This window comes from Sporosarcina sp. FSL K6-3508 (assembly GCF_038615825.1).
GTDB classification, from domain to species: Bacteria; Bacillota; Bacilli; order Bacillales_A; family Planococcaceae; genus Sporosarcina; species Sporosarcina newyorkensis.
Genome location: NZ_CP152016.1, coordinates 1,898,033 through 1,916,523, shown reverse-complemented (window position 1 = coordinate 1,916,523; position 18,491 = coordinate 1,898,033). Strand labels below are relative to the sequence as shown.

Annotated in this window: 18 protein-coding genes and 2 pseudogenes; 17 read left to right on the top strand and 3 right to left on the bottom strand. The window is 44.9% G+C overall.

Annotated features, from left to right (window positions below; genetic code table 11):
* Window position 1: 1 nt before the first annotated feature.
* The 4 genes and pseudogenes from MKX97_RS09420 to MKX97_RS09405 form a co-directional block, all read left to right on the top strand.
* The gene (locus tag MKX97_RS09420; protein WP_009497478.1) at window positions 2-457 is read left to right on the top strand and encodes an ACT domain-containing protein; all 456 of its coding nucleotides are present in this window, start codon (window positions 2-4) and stop codon (window positions 455-457) included.
* A gap of 38 nt (window positions 458-495) precedes the next feature.
* A complete protein-coding gene (gene pheA, locus MKX97_RS09415; RefSeq protein ID WP_221836603.1) occupies window positions 496-1,380 on the top strand; it encodes a prephenate dehydratase in 885 nt (294 codons plus the stop codon).
* Window positions 1,381-2,176: 796 nt separating this feature from the next.
* Complete coding sequence (locus MKX97_RS09410; protein WP_078818701.1) at window positions 2,177-3,403, top strand: IS110 family transposase; 1,227 nt, start codon at window positions 2,177-2,179, stop codon at window positions 3,401-3,403.
* Between the two features lie 613 nt (window positions 3,404-4,016).
* Window positions 4,017-4,154 (top strand): annotated as a pseudogene (locus MKX97_RS09405) (LysM peptidoglycan-binding domain-containing protein); the annotation flags it as partial.
* Window positions 4,155-4,246: 92 nt separating this feature from the next.
* Here MKX97_RS09405 and MKX97_RS09400 read toward each other — a convergent pair.
* A pseudogene (locus MKX97_RS09400) lies at window positions 4,247-4,493 on the bottom strand (hypothetical protein); the annotation flags it as partial.
* A 27-nt stretch (window positions 4,494-4,520) separates the two neighbouring features.
* On the opposite strand from MKX97_RS09400, the gene MKX97_RS09395 reads away from it, so the two are divergent.
* Genes MKX97_RS09395 through MKX97_RS09385 form a run of 3 tightly spaced genes read left to right on the top strand, consistent with a single transcriptional unit; the run spans window position 4,521 to window position 6,773 of the window.
* Complete coding sequence (locus MKX97_RS09395) at window positions 4,521-5,162, top strand: hypothetical protein (RefSeq protein WP_290367070.1); 642 nt, start codon at window positions 4,521-4,523, stop codon at window positions 5,160-5,162.
* Between the two features lie 6 nt (window positions 5,163-5,168).
* Window positions 5,169-6,038, top strand: coding sequence for a phosphotransferase (locus MKX97_RS09390; protein ID WP_009497474.1), 870 nt, complete (start codon window positions 5,169-5,171; stop codon window positions 6,036-6,038).
* A 12-nt stretch (window positions 6,039-6,050) separates the two neighbouring features.
* On the top strand, window positions 6,051-6,773 hold the full coding sequence (locus MKX97_RS09385) for a YebC/PmpR family DNA-binding transcriptional regulator (RefSeq protein WP_078816755.1): 723 nt from the start codon (window positions 6,051-6,053) through the stop codon (window positions 6,771-6,773).
* Window positions 6,774-6,818: 45 nt separating this feature from the next.
* On the opposite strand, the gene MKX97_RS09380 is transcribed toward MKX97_RS09385, so the two are convergent.
* A complete protein-coding gene (locus MKX97_RS09380; RefSeq protein ID WP_342535835.1) occupies window positions 6,819-7,436 on the bottom strand; it encodes a hypothetical protein in 618 nt (205 codons plus the stop codon).
* A 153-nt stretch (window positions 7,437-7,589) separates the two neighbouring features.
* Here MKX97_RS09380 and MKX97_RS09375 point away from each other — a divergent pair, with 153 nt between their 5' ends.
* The 7 genes from MKX97_RS09375 (at window position 7,590) to MKX97_RS09345 (ending at window position 13,183) form a co-directional block, all read left to right on the top strand.
* Window positions 7,590-8,156, top strand: coding sequence for an NADPH-dependent FMN reductase (locus MKX97_RS09375; RefSeq protein ID WP_009497471.1), 567 nt, complete (start codon window positions 7,590-7,592; stop codon window positions 8,154-8,156).
* A gap of 131 nt (window positions 8,157-8,287) precedes the next feature.
* Window positions 8,288-8,893 carry a Holliday junction branch migration protein RuvA gene (ruvA, locus tag MKX97_RS09370; protein ID WP_342535834.1) on the top strand — a complete coding sequence of 202 codons (606 nt, stop codon included), beginning with the start codon at window positions 8,288-8,290 and terminating at the stop codon, window positions 8,891-8,893.
* A gap of 19 nt (window positions 8,894-8,912) precedes the next feature.
* Window positions 8,913-9,911, top strand: coding sequence for a Holliday junction branch migration DNA helicase RuvB (gene ruvB, locus MKX97_RS09365; RefSeq protein ID WP_009497469.1), 999 nt, complete (start codon window positions 8,913-8,915; stop codon window positions 9,909-9,911).
* Window positions 9,912-9,929: 18 nt separating this feature from the next.
* On the top strand, window positions 9,930-10,982 hold the full coding sequence (gene queA, locus MKX97_RS09360; protein WP_040759190.1) for a tRNA preQ1(34) S-adenosylmethionine ribosyltransferase-isomerase QueA: 1,053 nt from the start codon (window positions 9,930-9,932) through the stop codon (window positions 10,980-10,982).
* Complete coding sequence (gene tgt, locus MKX97_RS09355; protein ID WP_009497466.1) at window positions 10,983-12,122, top strand: tRNA guanosine(34) transglycosylase Tgt; 1,140 nt, start codon at window positions 10,983-10,985, stop codon at window positions 12,120-12,122.
* Window positions 12,123-12,168: 46 nt separating this feature from the next.
* On the top strand, window positions 12,169-12,438 hold the full coding sequence (gene yajC, locus MKX97_RS09350; RefSeq protein WP_009497465.1) for a preprotein translocase subunit YajC: 270 nt from the start codon (window positions 12,169-12,171) through the stop codon (window positions 12,436-12,438).
* A gap of 109 nt (window positions 12,439-12,547) precedes the next feature.
* Window positions 12,548-13,183 carry a DUF421 domain-containing protein gene (locus MKX97_RS09345; RefSeq protein WP_009497464.1) on the top strand — a complete coding sequence of 212 codons (636 nt, stop codon included), beginning with the start codon at window positions 12,548-12,550 and terminating at the stop codon, window positions 13,181-13,183.
* A 100-nt stretch (window positions 13,184-13,283) separates the two neighbouring features.
* Here the strand turns inward: MKX97_RS09345 and MKX97_RS09340 are convergent, their stop codons facing one another.
* Window positions 13,284-14,801 carry an oligosaccharide flippase family protein gene (locus MKX97_RS09340; RefSeq protein ID WP_342535833.1) on the bottom strand — a complete coding sequence of 506 codons (1,518 nt, stop codon included), beginning with the start codon at window positions 14,799-14,801 and terminating at the stop codon, window positions 13,284-13,286.
* A gap of 430 nt (window positions 14,802-15,231) precedes the next feature.
* Here MKX97_RS09340 and MKX97_RS09335 point away from each other — a divergent pair, with 430 nt between their 5' ends.
* The 3 genes from MKX97_RS09335 (at window position 15,232) to MKX97_RS09325 (ending at window position 18,390) form a co-directional block, all read left to right on the top strand.
* Window positions 15,232-15,543 carry a post-transcriptional regulator gene (locus MKX97_RS09335; RefSeq protein WP_078816753.1) on the top strand — a complete coding sequence of 104 codons (312 nt, stop codon included), beginning with the start codon at window positions 15,232-15,234 and terminating at the stop codon, window positions 15,541-15,543.
* A 130-nt stretch (window positions 15,544-15,673) separates the two neighbouring features.
* Window positions 15,674-17,941, top strand: a complete 2,268-nt coding sequence (gene secDF / locus MKX97_RS09330; protein ID WP_340758908.1) for a protein translocase subunit SecDF — start codon at window positions 15,674-15,676, stop codon at window positions 17,939-17,941.
* A gap of 71 nt (window positions 17,942-18,012) precedes the next feature.
* On the top strand, window positions 18,013-18,390 hold the full coding sequence (locus tag MKX97_RS09325) for a lipopolysaccharide assembly protein LapA domain-containing protein (RefSeq protein WP_342535832.1): 378 nt from the start codon (window positions 18,013-18,015) through the stop codon (window positions 18,388-18,390).
* The last annotated feature ends 101 nt before the right edge of the window (window positions 18,391-18,491 follow it).

The window sequence follows — 18,491 nt, the reverse complement described above, 5'->3', positions numbered from 1 at the left end:
AATGGAACAAATTGGGGAAGGCCAGTTTTACTTGGTCCGTGAAGATGTTTTGACAGAATCCATGCAAAAAATGCTGGAAGCAAAGAGAATGTTGGCAAGAGGCGAAGTGACAACGATCCAAGAAGCTACGAAGCGGGTCGGTTTGTCACGTAGCGCCTTTTACAAATATCGTGATGCCGTGTTCCCGTTCGAATCGATCGCGCGGGACCGCATCTTGACGATTTTTATTCAATTGGAAGATTTAAAGGGGTCATTGGCCGTGCTGCTGGAAATTATTTCAGAGGCAAAATGCAATGTGTTGACGATCCACCAGACGATTCCTGTACAGGGGCGTGCCAATATCACGCTATCGCTCGATGTAACGGAAATGGAAATTAAAGTGGAAGCTTTTCTACAACGACTGAAAGCTCCCCGATTCATTGATTCCGTTGATTTAATCAGTTCAGGTGTCTTCTGAAATAAGGCAAGACGAACTAGTTAGGAGATGAAAATACATTGAATGATACTAATTACACACCATCTGTTGCATATTTAGGGCCGGAAGCATCTTTTACTCATATTGCAGCAGCTGAGTTATTCGGCCACAAAGGCTTGACGCCCCGTCCGACCATTCCAGATTGTATCGAAGCAGTGACGGAAGGTCATGTAGCTTATGCTGTCGTACCTTTAGAGAATGCGCTGGAAGGCTCGGTGCCGTTGACAATTGATTACTTATTCCATGGCGGAGAATTATTCATCACAGCGGAAATTTCCACGCCGATCGGACAGCATCTAATGGTGAATAAAGCACAGAAAGACTTTACGGATCAATTGGAGTCCATTCAATCGCATCCTCATGCGCTTGCGCAATGTCATAAGTTCTTGCAATATCGTTATCGCAAGATTCCTTTGATTCAGACGACATCCACAGCGGCAGCAGCAAAATATATTTCTGAGCAACCCGCACTGCATATTGCAGCAATCGGCAATCGGCTTGCGGCAGAAACGTACGGCTTACATATAGTAGAAGAAAATATTCATGACTTTCATTTCAATCATACGCGGTTTGTCGTGCTATCGTTAAGGAAAGAAATACTCGATCATAAAAATCATGCGGCATCAAAAAAGACTACGCTTATGGTCAAGCTGCCGGAAGATGACAAAGCAGGGATGCTCCATCAGATTTTATCCGTATTTTCATGGCGGCGCCTAAATTTAAGCAAAATTGAATCGAGACCACTTAAGACTGGACTCGGTCATTATTTCTTTATTATCGATGTTAATGAATCCGACGATCATCCGATGATGAAAGGCGCCATGGAAGAGTTGGCTGCGCTCGGTTGCACCGCTCGATCATTCGGCTCCTATTACGTCTATGAAACAGATCCATCCTCTGAGTGAGGGAGGATCTGTGCTTTTGGACGAAAGAATTGACAAGTGGCTAATGGTAACGTTGATCTTCGTTTCAGGCGGGCGCTTTCCGGGGGCGTGGCTTGAGCCACCTCGCTCCTAACGCTTCGCTTTTACTCGCAAAAGCGAAGCGTTACGGCTTTCGCTACCTGCGGGGTCTCAAGGCTTACGGTGATCCCTCAAGAAGTCTGTTTTGCCTTCCACTGCGATCAACTACCATATTTTACTGAAATTAGTGAGTTGACTGTCTATCCCGGGAAAATACGAAGTGCAGTAAGTAATAGCCCGGGAAAGTACAGATGTTTTTCTGTCGAAGGAAGCGATAACTTACACTACATACAGTGAGTTCGCTATGTACTACAGTTCACTTTATAGGGATTGGAGCGGAAGATGGGCGAAAGGCAAAGATGTGCTCTCAACGCTTCGCTTATGTTCGCAAAAGCCGTTCTTCGTGACGACTTTTCCTGTGGGACTTAGTGCGAATGATGAGACCCTGGACTGAGCGAAGCGAGGGAAGCGAGGGAAGCGGCTCATCCGCGCCCCACGGAAACATACTAACATTAGTAGTACAGACCAAGTCCATGGTTTGTGCTACTATTTTTTATGGTAGAAGTGAAGGAAAGTCGCAGGGACGCTGGGATCTTAGAATCCGTACAAGGAAACCGACTCACTTCACATCCTTATTTGAATCAGTTTAGTATGTTGGATCTTCGAGATCGTGTATAAGAAAGTGGAATCGATGAGGCACTGTGAAGACTTCTATGAATGGTCAAAAGGAGGAAACAAGATGAGTTATGTAATGGCGTTTGATGTCAGTATGGGAAAAAGCGCGGTGGTGATCTATGACGACAATCAGCAGTGTCATTACGAAGGTGAAGTGGAACATACAACAGTGGGGTTCCGTTCACTAAAAGAACAGATTAATTTAGTTAGGAAACTAGACGGTCAACTACCAGAAATCGTATTCGAGGCAACCGGTGTTTATTCGCAGGGCCTAGAGCGCTTCCTACAGAACGAGCAATATCCTTATAGCCGTATAAATCCTCTACAAGCTAAACTACAAATGGCTACAGGTAGTATGCGGCGACACAAAACGGATATCAGCGATGCACATGAACTAGCTAAATCGCATTTCAAGACAGAGCGGAATAAAACCTATGTACACGAAGAATATTTTGAACAAATGCGGGCATTGGGAAGGTACTACGACGATTTAGAACATGAAAGTCGACAATATGCGAACCGATTACATGCATTTCTGCAGTTAAGCTTTCCCTTATTGGAAGACGTGTTCTCTAGGAGTTCTCTTCACTTCTTACAAATCGTACAACATTACCCTCATCCAGATTTGATAAAGGGTTTATCGTTGGAAGAGATACAGAGCCGAGTGAAAGAGACTTCGCTCAAAAATATATCACTTCAACAAGCGGAGAAAAAGGCAGCACTTCTACTGGCAGCTGCTGAAAATTCCTATCCAGCCATTCAGGCGACAGATGTGCGGTGTCAGCACCTAAAGGAGTGTGCCCAACGAGTCAAAGAACTGAAACGCCAGAAAAAAGAGATCATCAAACAGATGGTCCAACTTTCAAAGGAACGTAGCGATTTTCAAGTGCTCATATCTTTTCCAGGCATTGGAGAAGCTACCGCTGTTCGGATTATTGGAGAGTTGGGAGACATTCGCCGTTTTCAAAATAACAAACAGGTGAATGCGTACGCCGGTATTGATATTCAACGGTATCAGTCAGGGAAGCTCCACTATCAAGATCGAATCAATAAACGTGGGAACCGTAGGTTAAGGAAGATTCTGTACTTCATGGTTATTTCCATGATTTCTTTACGAAAACGAACACAAAATACCATTGTTGATTACTATGACCAATTAAAAAAGCAACCCCAGAGTAAGCCTCATAAGGTTGCGGTGATCGCTTGTGTGAATAAGTTCCTGAAAGTCGCATTTCACCTTATTCAACACAGCATCCCCTATAACTATGCATTCGCCATGGCTAGTGCGTAAAAGGATAGCTTTACTATAGCACATTTCTCCTTTCGAAAAACAGCAATTCGTTAGGTCTATTTAGCATATGCAAAAATAAAGCTCAGATTTTACTAATTTTTTCAGTTTAAGCAATTAGATCATGACGGGGGATGGCTTCTTTCGCTCGCTATATAGGATTGGAGCGGAAGACGGTCGACTCCTGGGGGATCAGCGTGCGTCTTGAGACCCCGCAGGAAGCGAAGCGAACGAGGAGGCTCAAGGCCACGCCCCCCGGAAAGCGTACCGTCTGGAGCGGAAATCCCGGGGTGCTCACTAGCTGTGGTTTCACACGCCTATTCGGATAGTAAATCATAGTACGTATCTTTTATTCTAACAAAACCCTTGACTAGAGGTAAGAAAGCGTCCCATCTGGAGCGCAAATCCCCGGACCACAAGCCTCATATTCTTTTCTTGCATTTCTATCTTTATAACTTTAATAGTTATCTACATTTTGCGATCCACCTCCATGTGAGGGTGGATCTTTTTTTGTAATAAAGAATTCCCTGCCGAATATACATAACAAGAGAGGAAGCCTAAATAAGAGTCACCAATCTAGGCGTCCGTTCATACGATGGATTGATGGAAGGGGGAAATGTTAGTGGAAGTTCATATTGTCGTTAAAGGTGATACATTATGGAAAATTGCGAGGCAATACAATATTCCATTTGAAGAATTGAAGCGAGTGAATGCGCATTTGGCCAATCCGGATTATATTGTGCCTGGGATGAAAATATTTTTACCGATGGATAAGAAAAAGCCGACTCATAAAGGTGAATCATCCAAACCGCATGATAAGACACCACAAAAGCCAGCGAAACCAAGTCAACCAGAGATGAAACCGCCGACGCCGGCACCGAAGCCAACGCCAAAACCTGAAAAACCGCATCCTCCAGCACAGCAGGTACCGCCACTGCCACAGATGCCGCAGATGCCACAGACACCGCAGATGCCACAGACACCTCAGAAGCCGCATACACCGCCGCCACAGAAGCCGCAACTGCCGCAGAAGCCACAGACACCGCAAACGCCGCAATATCCGCAACAGCCATTGGAGCCACAAACACCGCCGGCACCTCAGATGCCGATGATGCCGAATATGCCGAGCGTACCAATGTGGCAAGCAGTTTTCCCGATTTGTGGATGGATGCCGATTTTCGATGCAGACTGCCACCCACATATGCCGCAACAACCGATACATCCGCCTATGCAAGCGCCGATTAAGCCGTTGCCGCCAAAAGCACCGATAGATTGTCATGATGAGTCGCCGCATCATCATAAACCTGCACCTATGCCGGACGGCTGGCAGTTGCTCGAGTCCAGTTCTCTGCACATGCCAATTAAGCCGCTTCCGACACCGAAACCGCCCGTCATGCAGCCAAAACCACCTGTTACGCAACCTAAGCCAATTCCACCAAAAGTAGAGCAGCCAATGCCGATGCCGATGCCAAATCAGCCGTCCATTCCGCCGAAAGCTTGTACACCTGCCTCATGGTGTCCGTCTAATCAGGATTACTGCTCGCCGCAGTGGCCGATTCAGCCGCAATGGCCGATGAATACGGAATGCATGCCGTCGCAGCCGCCAATGCAATGGTATCCAATGGCGTGTTACCCGCCAGCGTCGATGATGCCGCTGCCGTATCCAGGTCCATACCCACAGCAGATGCACCCGCCATTCGGACAGCAGAACGAATCGCATTATCCGATGCCCATTCAGGATGATTGGTATAGAAACCAATAATGGGATATGACAGCTGAACAACGATTTACAAAGATAAAAAAGAATGTATGGAAAATGGAAGCCGGCGGACGGGTATATTCTGTAAAGAAGTATGCATCCCTTGCACAAGCTGTGAAAGTTCGACAACTTCATCAATTACTTAATGTACATCATTTCCCGCATATCGTGTCAGTGTTAGAAGAAAAGGACCCATTACTCATCATGCAGCCATGGCTTGAAGGAGCGAAAGCCGTCAATTTCAAACGAAGGATTGACCGGATCGATTCTTTCAATGCGCTGCAGGCATTGCATGATACAAATTCGTATATTGATTGGCCGTCGATGTCATTTCTCCCTCATTATCATATGCTGGAGAAATGGGAGGTCCGACTGGCCAGGTTCATGGAGCTTCGAGAAATTTGCCAGCAATTTCTCTCTCCGAAAATGTATGAAGAGTTGCTTGTTTATGGCAAAGAAGCCTTGAAAATCAGCAAGAAACAGCCTTCATCAAATAATTCATTGACCTTGTTACATGGTGATGTCGTCCATCATAATATTTTGCGTGATGGATCCGGCCTAATTCGTTTCATTGATTTTGATTTAGCGTGTCTCGGAGCTGAGGAAGATGAGCTTGTATTGTGGATGCATCGTGTGTTACCGCAGATTACGTACAATCCTTCTTTTTTAATGGGCGAGCATCCCGCATTGCAGCACTTGTCCAACCAAGCGTTGGCAAAATTACTGTATCCCAATGAAATGCTGCGTGAATGGCTGCATTTACTGTCGCTTCCGGCAGCTCAGCAACAACGTATGGTCAGCAAACTCCTCCTCTTTACGGAGACCGCACTCTCGCAATGGCCGAGATTATGGTATGATGTAGAGCGAATGATGAAGTAGGAGGTTTGATCCATGGCTGGCCATTCCAAATGGAAAAATATCCAGAACAGAAAAGGCGCACAGGATGCAAAACGAGGAAAGATCTTTCAGAAGATGTCACGAGAGATTTACGTCGCGGCAAAGTCTGGCGGAGACGATCCAGACACGAATCCCGCTCTACGTCTAGCAATCGATAAATCGAAAAGCGCGAACGTCCCGAATGATGTAATTCAGCGGGCGATTGATAAAGCAACAGGGGCTGGTGCGGATGAAAATTACGAGGAAGTTATTTATGAAGGCTATGGACCGGGCGGAGTAGCTGTGCTCGTCTATTGCCTGACAGAAAATCGTAATCGTACAGGTCCGAATATCCGAGTTGCTTTCAATAAAAATGGCGGTAGTTTAGGGGAATCCGGCTCTGTCAATTATTTGTTCGAACGAAAGGGACGACTTTTTATCGAACGTACAGCAGAGATTGATGAAGATGCGATCATGCTGTTGGCTTTAGAAGCAGGTGCGGAAGATATACTCTCTACTGAAGACGGATTTGAAATCCTCACGGAGCCGTCTGAGTTCCTGACAGTGAAAGAAGCACTGGAAGCAGAGGCGTTTACGTTTGTTTCAGCGGAAGTCGATATGGTACCATCTGTGTATGCTGAATTGTCGGATGAACAAGAAGAGCAATTCGAAAAAATGATCGATACGCTTGAAGATGACGACGATGTGCAAAATGTTTATCATAATGCAGACAACTAAAAACTCAACCCGACAGGAGAAGTCTTTGTCGGGTTTTTTGATTTGTCATTGTTGGATTTCAAGCGTTTCCAGCATTTGAAAAAATCGGGCACCATGACCTTCCTGTACTTCAAGTGAATAGGCTTCAGTAATGAGCAAAGTGCCGGCTTCTCCAGCATCCATCAAATAAGCCATAAAAACTTGACTGTCCGGCTCAATGCCAGAAGTACCGTGAAGCGAAGTGGCTTGGACAGGGGATGTAACAGTTTCTTCTTCTACTGTAAAACTAAGATCCTTTTTTACTTCTTCCTTTACTTCATCTGGAGATTGATTGTGAATGTATCGAATTTCCATTTTCACTTCGGGATATGAATCAGGTAATGGCTCGACAGGAGTCAACACATCAAAATTTTCAAGCCTCTCAAATTGATAGCGCTCTTTATCCACGTAAAAGGAATAAAGCGATTCTCTGCCTTCCATTAAATCCATTTTAATCGTCTCATCCTGTCCTTCTACTGAAAACACAACGTCTTTCGTAGGTTTGCGCTCTGTTGGGGCAGCAGTGGCAGAAGAACCCGATGGTGTTTCTTCCATTGTTTCTTTAGGCGGATCTGCTTGGTTTGTAGAATCACAGCTGACTAATAGGATGGATGCGATCACGCCGGAATATAAAACTTTGCGCATATACTTTCCTCCTCAATTTAAATTCTAACTATTCAATCAGACGGATAAGAAACCCGAAATGTTACAGAATATAAGCAAATGATTCGTGATTTGAAACTACAAGCGCTATGATAATAAGTAGAATTTAAACACACAAAAAAGGGGCCATTCTTTATGACAATTAAAGTAAAAGCAATCATCGGCAGCACAAGTTCTACTTCGTATAATTTGAAGCTGGTCAACTACATGGCAAAACGCTATCAAGACGAATTGGAGATTGTTCCTGTGCTCATTAACGATTTGGAAATGTTTTCTATTGATATCGAAAGCGATCCATCTCCTGCAGTCCGCGCATTCAAAGAGGACGTCAAAGATTCCGATGCTGTATTGTTCGCAGCGCCGGAATACAACTACTCAATTCCAGGTGCAATGAAAAATGCAATAGATTGGCTATCTCGTGGAGGAGATTTCACGTTGCACGGAAAAACCGGCTTCATCGTCGGCGCCTCGATGGGTGTACTTGGTACAGTGAGAGCACAAATACACTTGCGCGAAATCTTATCCAACCCTGCGTTGGCACCTACTTTATTGCCCGGAAACGATGTGTTTATCGGGGCGGTCCATACAAAGATGAATGAAGAAGGCGACTTGACCGATGAAGCGACGATTCAGTTCTTAGATACAGTCGTACAAAATTTCATCGCATTTTATAAGAAGCAAAAAGCGGTCTCATTAGCATAAATTCTTATAACGAACGGACCGAATGGACACGATGTTAACGTGTCCATTTTTTCTGATGAATTTTAGAGGTCTGACAAGTAGAAAACTCGTTCGTATGCTATAATAACAGGTATACTTAGGGGGAGAATGTATTGTACGATTACATAAAAGGACTTGTCACAAGAGTGACACCGGAATATATTGTCTTGGAGCAGCAAGGAATCGGCTGGCAAGTGATGACGCCAAATCCGTTTGCTTTTCATGTCACGGAAGAGTTGCAGCAAGTATATACATATCTGCATGTGAGGGAAGACGCCCAATTACTGATTGGTTTTAAGACACTTGAACAGCGCGAATTGTTTCGTAAGCTGATCACCGTCTCGGGAATTGGTCCTAAAGGAGCGCTCGCTATTTTGGCGAACGGTCTGCCTTCTCAGGTAGTCAGCGCAATTGAACGTGAGGATGAAGGATTCCTCGTGCAATTCCCGGGGGTCGGCAAGAAAACAGCCCGCCAAATGATCCTGGATTTAAAAGGCAAGCTGCATGATCTGTTTACGGAAATCGATATGCCGGATTCGGAAGATACACTGTTGACGCTTGCCGAAAGTGATGCGCTGGACGAGGCACTGCTTGCTTTATCTGCGCTTGGCTATTCTGAGCATGAATTGAAGAAAGTGAAGCCGAAACTGGCGGATGTTGATCTCGATACAGAAGGCTATATGCGTCTCGCTTTGCAGTTATTATTGAAACAAGGCTAAAACGACGGAGGTGGTTCCAATGGAAGAACGCATATTAACGAATGAAGCAACCCATTTTGACGATAGCTTCGAACAATCATTACGACCTCAATTGCTGCAGCAATACATCGGTCAACAGCAAGCGAAGGACAATTTATCAATTTTTATTGAGGCGGCAAAAGGGCGTGAGGAAAGTCTGGATCACGTCTTATTGTATGGTCCGCCTGGTCTCGGGAAAACGACATTAGCTACCGTCATCGGCAATGAGATGGGTGTGAATGTTCGGATGACGAGCGGCCCAGCTATTGAACGTCCAGGTGATTTGGCCGCCGTTGTTTCTTCCTTGGAACCGGGAGATGTGTTATTCATCGATGAAATCCACAGGCTGAACCGTGCGATTGAAGAAGTTCTATATCCGGCGATGGAAGACTTTTGCTTGGATATCATGGTAGGAAAAGGACCGACTGCACGTTCAGTCCGTCTAGATTTGCCGCCTTTCACTTTGATCGGTGCTACAACCCGGGCAGGTTCATTGTCTGCACCGTTGCGTGACCGATTCGGCGTGCCGCTGCGGCTTGAATATTATGAAGTGGAGCCGCTGACTGAAATCGTAATCCGAAGTGCAGGCTTATTCGAAGTACAGATTGATCCGCAGGCTGCCGTGGAACTCGCGAAACGATCGAGAGGTACACCGCGTATTGCCAATCGACTGTTGCGTCGAGTTCGGGATTATGCGCAAGTACGAGGCAATGGAACGATTACGCTCGCCATTGCGCAGGAAGCACTCGACATGCTGCAAGTGGACCATCATGGACTCGATCAAATCGACCACCAGCTATTGCAAAGCATGATGGAGCGGTTTCGCGGCGGTCCCGTCGGTATTGATACACTCGCAGCTAGTATAGGCGAAGAATCGGTGACGATAGAAGATGTATATGAGCCATATTTATTGCAAATTGGATTTATTCAACGCACAGCGAGAGGACGGATGGCGACAGAAAAAGCGTACGCGCATTTCGGTTATCCACTCCCGCAGTGACAGATAGGAGTTACAATGATGGATGTACATGATTTTGATTTTGACTTACCCGAGCATTTGATTGCTCAGACGCCGCTTCTCGACCGCACAGCTAGTCGGTTGCTTGTGATGGATCGTCAGAATGGGGAAGTGTCACATCGACATTTTCGTGATTTGGTCGATGAACTGGAAGCCGGAGACCTGCTCGTTTTGAACGACACGAAAGTCCTTCCAGCTCGTTTGATCGGAACGAAGGAAGACACGGGAGCTACGATAGAAGTATTGTTGTTGAAAGAGATTGGTGAGGATCGATGGGAGACTTTGGTCAAACCAGCGAAGCGTGTGAAAGTGGGAACGGTTGTGACGTTTGGAGACGGGCGCCTGCAGGCGAAATGTACCGCTATTGGTGAACAAGGCGGGCGAGAATTTGCGTTTATGTATGACGGTATTTTCTATGAACTGCTCGATCAGCTAGGTCAAATGCCGTTGCCGCCTTACATTACGGAGTCACTTGAAGATCAATCACGTTATCAGACGGTCTTTGCGAAAGAACGAGGATCGGCTGCCGCACCGACAGCAGGTTTGCATTTTACAGATGAAATCTTGGATGCATTGCGAGATAAAGGTGTGAAAATTGCATTCATTACACTGCATGTCGGGCTCGGCACATTCCGCCCGGTGAGCGTGGATTCGATTGAAGATCATACGATGCATGCCGAGTATTATGTGATGACGGAAGAAACGGCAGCACTAGTGAGAAAGACGAAAGCAACTGGCGGCCGAGTAATTGCGGTCGGCACGACGTCTACACGGACGTTGGAGACGATTGCTTCAGAGAATGGCGGAAACGTTGTAGCTGCAAGTGGTTGGACTTCGATTTTTATCTTTCCAGGATATGCGTTTAAGGCGATTGACGGTTTGGTGACGAATTTTCATTTGCCGAAATCGACATTGTTGATGCTATTGTCGGCTTTTGCAGGGCGCGAACCGATACTCGCAGCATATGAAGAAGCCGTGAAAGAGCAATACCGCTTTTTCAGTTTTGGGGACGCGATGTTTATTCGCCCCGCTAAAAGAAAGGAACGAGATTAATTGGCAGCTATTACGTATGAACATATAAAAACTTGTAAACAAACAGGCGCGCGCCTTGGAATCGTTCACACACCGCACGGTTCTTTTGAGACGCCTGCCTTTATGCCGGTCGGAACGCAAGCCTCCGTCAAAACGATGGCTCCTGAAGAACTGAAAGAAATGGGTGCAGGAATCATCTTAAGCAATACGTATCATCTTTGGCTGCGTCCAGGTCACGAGATCGTCAAAGAAGCTGGCGGACTTCATAAATTCATGAACTGGGATCGCCCGATTTTGACAGACTCCGGTGGTTTCCAAGTGTTTTCATTGAGTAAATTTCGGGATATTAAAGAAGAAGGCGTTCATTTCCGTAATCATATAAATGGTGATAAGTTATTTTTGAGTCCGGAGAAAGCGATGGAGATACAAAATGCACTCGGCTCGGATATTATGATGGCGTTTGATGAGTGTCCTCCGTTTCCGGCGACACACGAGTATATGAAAGCGAGTGTCGAGCGGACTTCTAGATGGGCGGAACGTTGTTTGGAAGCACATCAGCGTTCGGGAGACCAAGGCTTGTTTGGTATTGTACAGGGGGGAGAGTATGAGGATCTCCGAAAACAAAGCGCAAAAGATTTGGTGTCTTTAGATTTCCCAGGCTATGCAATCGGTGGCTTATCTGTCGGAGAGCCAAAAGATGTCATGAATCGTGCGCTTGAATTCACGACACCTTTATTGCCCGAAAATAAACCGCGTTATTTGATGGGTGTCGGATCTCCTGACTCCTTAATCGATGGAGCAATCCGTGGAATCGATATGTTCGACTGTGTATTGCCAACACGTATTGCACGAAACGGTACGTTAATGACAAGTGAAGGTCGTCTTGTTGTGAAAAATGCAAAATACGAACGAGATTTCGGTCCGCTTGATCCGAATTGTGATTGTTATGCATGCAAAAATTATAGTCGTGCCTATATTCGTCACTTGATTCGTGCAGGAGAAACTTTTGGTATTCGTTTAACGTCTTATCATAATCTCCACTTTTTATTGAATTTGATGGAGCAAGTACGACAAGCCATTCGTGAAGACCGGCTCGGAGATTTCCGCGAAGAATTTTTTGAGCAATATGGCTTCAACAAACCGAATGCAAAAAACTTTTAAATCTTGTATAATAAATCTTGGTGCTTCAGGAAGGGGGAATTAGATTATGGAACAATATGGTGGAATTTTGACTATGGTGCTTATGGTCGCTATAATGTGGTTTTTACTTATTCGACCTGCACAAAAAAGACAAAAAGCAGCGAAAGAGATGCAAAACAGTTTGCAGCGTGGAGACGAAGTAGTAACAATTGGCGGTTTACATGGAACGGTAGATGCGGTGGATGAAACATCTATCTTCTTGCGTGTAGCTGACACGACAGTCTTGCGTTTCGACAAGCAGGCAGTTGGAAGAGTTGTAACGAACACATCAGCTTAATAAAAAGCGGTTATCTACTGGAATGTCCATAGATTGCCGCTTTTTTGTTTGCATGCGTATAGAACAAATGCCTGAAGGAACACTAGTTGTTTAAGGAGGCAGATTTGGGATGCATGAGTATGTGATTATCGGATTGCGGACGATTTTTTTATATGTCTTTTTATTGGTCATTTTACGAATTATGGGCAAAAGAGAAGTGGGAGAACTGGGTGTCATCGATATTGTGGTCTTCATTATTATGGCTGAAGTGGCGGCAATGATTGTAGAAACTCCTGACAAACCAATCATTGTAGGGGTTCTCCCTATTCTTCTGTTGCTCGTTATCCAATATATTTCTTCATTAATTTCTCTGAAAAGCAAGAAATTCAGGGATGTCGTAGACGGCAATCCGACCTTAATTATTAAAGATGGACAGATTCAAGAACAAGAAATGCGAAAACAACGGTATAATTTAGATGATTTATTTCAACAGCTGCGTGAAAATCAAATCGGCTCGATCCATAACGTCACCTATGCGTACCTAGAGCCTTCCGGTAATTTATCAGTGTTTACACGAGATGGCGATCTTCCCATAGTAGGTCTTGTTCTTGATGGAGAAATTCAAGAAGAACATCTCCGCTTAGTCGGAAAAACAGAAGAGTGGTTATTGAAACAGTTGCAAGACCAAAATATTTCGGATGTCTCGACTGTTTTTTATTGCTCATGGGAACAAGGCGATCTAAAGATTCAGATGAAAGAAAGTTAATACAGCAGGCTCAAAGCGCGACCTCTAGAATGCGTCCCCGCCTGGAGGGCAAATCTCGAGGATCCATAATGGCACACAAATTAGCTAATCCACACGTTCATTAATACCGTTTGACTAAATTACGAAGCATAATCCAATCTTGCTTTTTTATTTGCCCTGTCAGCAATAAAAGGGCTAATAATACAGCGGATGTGATGACACATTCTGTAAATAAATGATAGGAACCAACCGGGATAAAGATAGGCCGCATGATCGCGGTTAAAAGGAAAGCAGCATAGGTCATGGCGAACATTGAGAAGCCGGTTGCCGTGGCTTTGTTTTGCCGGATTGTCGCGATATGTAAAAACGAAGTGACCAATACGCCGAAACCGATCGCTAGGACCGCCCCTGTTTCCTGTAGACCAGGTTGCGATGCAAGAATGAACATGACCGCGAGTTTAGCAATTCCTCCGTACACCGAATTCATCATACCAGCTTTTGCGTCACCGGTAGCCTGCAAGATGGAATACAATGGACTTTGAATATAATAAAAGAAAAAGACGGGTGCCAAAATTGTCATATAACTGGCCCCTTCTACTACATGGAACAGCTTTTCGGCTAGTTCTTGACCATGAATATAAAATACCGTCGCTGCAAAAGCTCCAGTTAAAGCAGATAAGCGGAGTGCTAAATGAATGCGTTCCTGCAGCTTCTTTACATTGCTCGATGCGGCAGCCCCACTGACAGCCGGTACAAGCACGACAGATAATGCATACGGAATGAATGCAGGAAACAATAACAAAGGAATCAATACACCTGATATGACTCCGTACAAAGAGGTGGCGGCTACAGCTCCGACACCTGCCATACTTAGTGCACGTAAAAATATGATCGGCTCCAAAAACCAAGTGAAAGTACCGAATAGTCGACTACCCGACGAAGGAAGCGCGACGGAAAGGATGGGTCCCATCGGATAACGCGGCTCTTTTTTACGTTTCTTCGGCTGTTTGTGCTGATGTTGTTTGTATTTGTAAAGGAGATAGAGTACCGACAACACTTCTGCCAAAAATGTGACGACCATCGCATAGGCAGCATTGATCATCGGATCGTTTGGCGCCAGAATATAAGGCAGCATCCATGTAATAAGCAGGATTCGGAAGATTTGTTCAATGACCTGAGCCCACGCCGTTTCTTCTATCCGTGCAATCCCTTGAAAATAACCTCTTATTAAACCTCCAATCGCCGCAATCGGCACAATCGCAATGGCTACATAGAGAGCGGATGAGGTTGCTTCATTACCAAGCAGATTTCCCGCCAAATAAGGCACGAATAAAATACAGGCCGGGATGAAAACCGCTCCTGATAAAATCGTAATGAACGCCGACGTCTTCATCACTTGACGCAACTGCACATTTCCACCTTGCGCCTTCAGTTCAGCAATTACTTTCGCCATCGCAATCGGCACGCCCAACTGTACAAGGGAAAGAAAAAATACAAAAGCAGGATATGCTGTCATATAAATTCCAACTGTTTCTTCTCCAGCTACCCGCATGAACTGAATTCGGTACACGAAACCAAGCAACTTCGATAGAAATACAGCGGCCATCAAAAAAACTGTCCCGCGGATAAATGAAGACACCTCAAACAACTCCTTCTCAATTCCAGACTTTTCAGTTACACTATGAATACGTATTTTAAATTCCAAATATATGTTGAATTATAGTTTAAACATGAATTTATGCAGTAATGGACACTTAGTTGATTGAAGTGAAGGGCGGCGAAAGGCAAAGATATGCTCCCAACGCTTCGCTTGTGCTCGCAAAAGCCGTTCTTCGTTACGGCTTTTCCTGGGAGATCAACGTGCATCTTGAGACCTCGCAGGTAGCGAAGCGGACGAGGAGGCTCAAGCCACGCCCCCCGGAAAGCGTCCGCTTGGAACGGAAATCACCGGTTTCTACGTTTTACTTTGTGTGTAAGTTATTTATTTCAGTTTATCTAGTTAAGTGTATGTACTAGCATCCGAAATATTCCGCAAAACAGACGAGGCAAAGCAGAAGGGGGAAGCGCCAATGAATCAGAAATTAGACGAACTGTACACACATGTATTGCCGGCACTAGAAAGCAAAAAGAACGAATTTCATCTATATGGTTACACCGTAGTTACAGAAAAAGGACTGTGGGACTATCTTGTACAAAAGAAGTGGCGTAGAAAAGATATCTCCAATATGCGCCCTTATGAAATTGTTCAAGATTTATTCAAATTATCTCCTGCTCAATTTATGACGTATACACAGACAGAGGCTCAGCGCAATAGCAGCGCATTTCCAGAGCTTAGTGAAGAAGAGCGGGCCATTCTATTTTCCCCGAGGAAATCAAATTGATTGGCATTTGACATCATGAACTATTTGACACAGACTTCCGACTGTTTCATAATTGGTATGTTGTACAATGAGAGAACGAAGTACATAACAAGTGCTGTGCCGCTCTAGTATATGAGGGGGAAAAGGAAATATGAAAAACAGAGGCAGGATTGTCGCGTTTTTGCTGCTGATTGTGATATTTGCATCAACGATCTTTTCAACGACAAATCCGATTTTAAAAAATGTCAAGCTAGGCCTTGACTTGCAAGGCGGTTTTGAAGTTCTGTACCAAGTGAATCCGCTGAAGGAAGGGCAAAAGATTACGGAGTCCACGGTAGCGGATACCGCGCGGGCATTGACGAATCGGGTCGACGTTTTGGGTGTCAGTGAACCAAGCATCCAAATCGAGTCGAACAACCGTATTCGTGTACAGCTTGCCGGGGTAGAAGATCAGGAATCTGCCCGAAAATTGTTGTCCACTCAGGCGAATCTTTCATTCCGTGATGCGGATGATAATTTGATGCTTGACGGGAATGACTTGAAAGAAGGCAAAGCCAAAGCCAATTTCAATGAAAACAACAGTCCAGTCGTCACGTTAGAAATGAAAGATCCAAATAAGTTTGGAGAGGTTACAACTCAAATCCTGCAGAAGAAGCCGGACAATGTGCTGGTAATTTGGTTGGATTTTGAAGAAGGCGTGGATTCTTATAAAGAAGAAGTCACTAAGCCTAAACCGGCATTCATCTCTGCTCCGATGGTGTCCCAGACGATTAACTCATCCAATGTTGAAATTTCGGGGAACTTTACGGTAGAAGAGACGAAGAACCTTGCGGGTATTTTGAACGCGGGTGCGTTACCGGTTGATCTTGAGGAAATTTACTCCACATCAGTTGGCGCACAATTTGGTGAACAGGCACTTGATAAAACGATATTTGCCGGAATAGTTGGTATTAGCTTAATCTTCATCTTTATGGCATTCTATTATCGTTTGCCAGGGATTGTTGCGGTTATCACTCTGTCCGTTTATATCTACTTGATCTTATTGGTGTTTACACTGATCAATGGAGTACTGACACTTCCAGGGATCGCTGCATTGATGCTCGGGGTCGGGATGGCAGTAGATGCCAATATTCTTACCTATGAGCGGGTTAAAGAAGAATTACGTGTCGGAAAATCTGTTAAGTCATCCTTTACAGCTGGTGCCAAGTCATCATTCACCGCAATATTGGATGCGAATATTACCACTCTTTTAGCAGCGGTTGTATTGTTCATATTCGGGACAAGCTCTGTTAAAGGGTTTGCGACCATGCTGATCATCAGTATTTTAGTCAGCTTTATCACCGCTGTCTGGGGATCCCGCCTATTGCTTGGACTGCTTGTCCACAGTGGCAGCCTGGATGGAAAAACCGGTTGGTTCGGTCTTTCCAAGAAACAAGTCCATTCGGCGGATGAAGGACTTGAAACATTGGACCTTACAACGAAATTTGACCGTTTTGATTTCGTTGGCACGAGAAAACGTTTCTATACGCTCTCAATTGTCCTGCTGATTGTCGGTGCCATTATGCTTGGAGTCTTCAAGCTGAATCTAGGGATCGATTTCTCCGGCGGTACGCGTGTAGAAATCCTTGCTGAACAGGCATTGGATCAAACGGAAGTTGAAAAAGAACTAGAAGCGATCGGTCATCCGTCATCTGATGTCGTCATATCCGGTGATGAGAAGAATATTGCCGTTGCTCGATATAAGGAAGACTTCGCGCAAGAAGAAGTGAATAAGATTAAAAAAGAGCTGAATGGTGTCTACGGCTCAGAACCGAATGTTTCAACGGTTTCCGATACTGTCGGTAAAGAGCTCGTGCAAAATGCGATCAAAGCATTGGCTGTCGCTGCACTCGGTATCATTATCTATGTTGCCTTCCGTTTTGAATGGCGGATGGGATTGGCTTCAATCGTCGGTTTATTGCATGATGCATTCTTCATGATTGCGGTCTTCAGTATTCTACGTTTAGAAGTCGATATCACATTCATAGCGGCCGTTCTGACGATTGTTGGGTATTCCATCAACGATACGATCGTTACATTTGACCGGATCCGTGAAAACCTTCATCACATGAAGCACATTGACAGTGAAGATGAATTGGCAACGATTGTCAATAAATCCTTACGTCAGACACTTGGACGCTCAGTCAATACAGTCTTGACTGTAATCTTCGTAGTTGTTGCATTAATGGCGTTAGGTGCAGAATCCATCCGTCCATTCTCGATTGCATTGCTGATCGGTTTGATTGCGGGTACGTATTCTTCCATCTTCATTTCCGCTCAACTTTGGTTTGATCTGAAGAAGAAGCAGATCAACAAGGGTAACGGTTTGAAAGTAGAAAAAGAGAAAAAACAATGGGGCTCCGACGAACCAGTCGTTTAAGACGTTTGCAGCCTATCAAAAACAGGGTATACTCCGGTATATCCTGTTTTTTGATTGGAGGAATGAGTGGAATGAGTAGAGAAAGTGGAAAGAATTTTCAGTGGACTGTGTTGTTAAGTTTATTGTTTGCGGTCATTATTGCAGTTTTCGCAGTTTTCAATGTCGATTCGGTACCTGTTAATTATCTATTCGGCACGGAAATGATTCCTCTCGTGCTGGTCATCCTCGGCTCGGCATTGCTAGGTGCCTTATTTAGTGGATTTTTCGCCATCTTCAAATCGTATATAGGCAGCCGACGCATTAAAGAGCTAGAGAAGAAGCTGCAAGCGAAAGAAGAGGAACTGACAAGGCAACAACGACAAATGCAAGAGATGGAAGAACAGATCGATACGCTGATGGCAGAAGTGCCGGTTGTGGAAACAGAAATTCTTCCGCCAAAACAAATGTGATGCAAGAGCGGAATGGGCTGTGTTTCTCGCCTGACCGCTTTTTTCATGTGGTTTCCTTTCCGTCTCCGCCAAGATTCGATATAATACGAGATGAGGATGTG

Coding starts and splice junctions, on each gene's coding strand:
- MKX97_RS09420 (WP_009497478.1), top strand. CDS start 2: ATGGAACAAATTGGGGAAGGCCAGTTTTACTTGGTCCGTGAAGATGTT.
- MKX97_RS09410 (WP_078818701.1), top strand. CDS start 2,177: ATGAGTTATGTAATGGCGTTTGATGTCAGTATGGGAAAAAGCGCGGTG.
- MKX97_RS09395 (WP_290367070.1), top strand. CDS start 4,521: ATGCCGAGCGTACCAATGTGGCAAGCAGTTTTCCCGATTTGTGGATGG.
- MKX97_RS09390 (WP_009497474.1), top strand. CDS start 5,169: ATGACAGCTGAACAACGATTTACAAAGATAAAAAAGAATGTATGGAAA.
- MKX97_RS09385 (WP_078816755.1), top strand. CDS start 6,051: ATGGCTGGCCATTCCAAATGGAAAAATATCCAGAACAGAAAAGGCGCA.
- MKX97_RS09380 (WP_342535835.1), bottom strand. CDS start 7,436: ATGCGCAAAGTTTTATATTCCGGCGTGATCGCATCCATCCTATTAGTC.
- MKX97_RS09375 (WP_009497471.1), top strand. CDS start 7,590: ATGACAATTAAAGTAAAAGCAATCATCGGCAGCACAAGTTCTACTTCG.
- ruvB (WP_009497469.1), top strand. CDS start 8,913: ATGGAAGAACGCATATTAACGAATGAAGCAACCCATTTTGACGATAGC.
- queA (WP_040759190.1), top strand. CDS start 9,930: ATGGATGTACATGATTTTGATTTTGACTTACCCGAGCATTTGATTGCT.
- yajC (WP_009497465.1), top strand. CDS start 12,169: ATGGAACAATATGGTGGAATTTTGACTATGGTGCTTATGGTCGCTATA.
- MKX97_RS09345 (WP_009497464.1), top strand. CDS start 12,548: ATGCATGAGTATGTGATTATCGGATTGCGGACGATTTTTTTATATGTC.
- MKX97_RS09335 (WP_078816753.1), top strand. CDS start 15,232: ATGAATCAGAAATTAGACGAACTGTACACACATGTATTGCCGGCACTA.
- secDF (WP_340758908.1), top strand. CDS start 15,674: ATGAAAAACAGAGGCAGGATTGTCGCGTTTTTGCTGCTGATTGTGATA.
- MKX97_RS09325 (WP_342535832.1), top strand. CDS start 18,013: ATGAGTAGAGAAAGTGGAAAGAATTTTCAGTGGACTGTGTTGTTAAGT.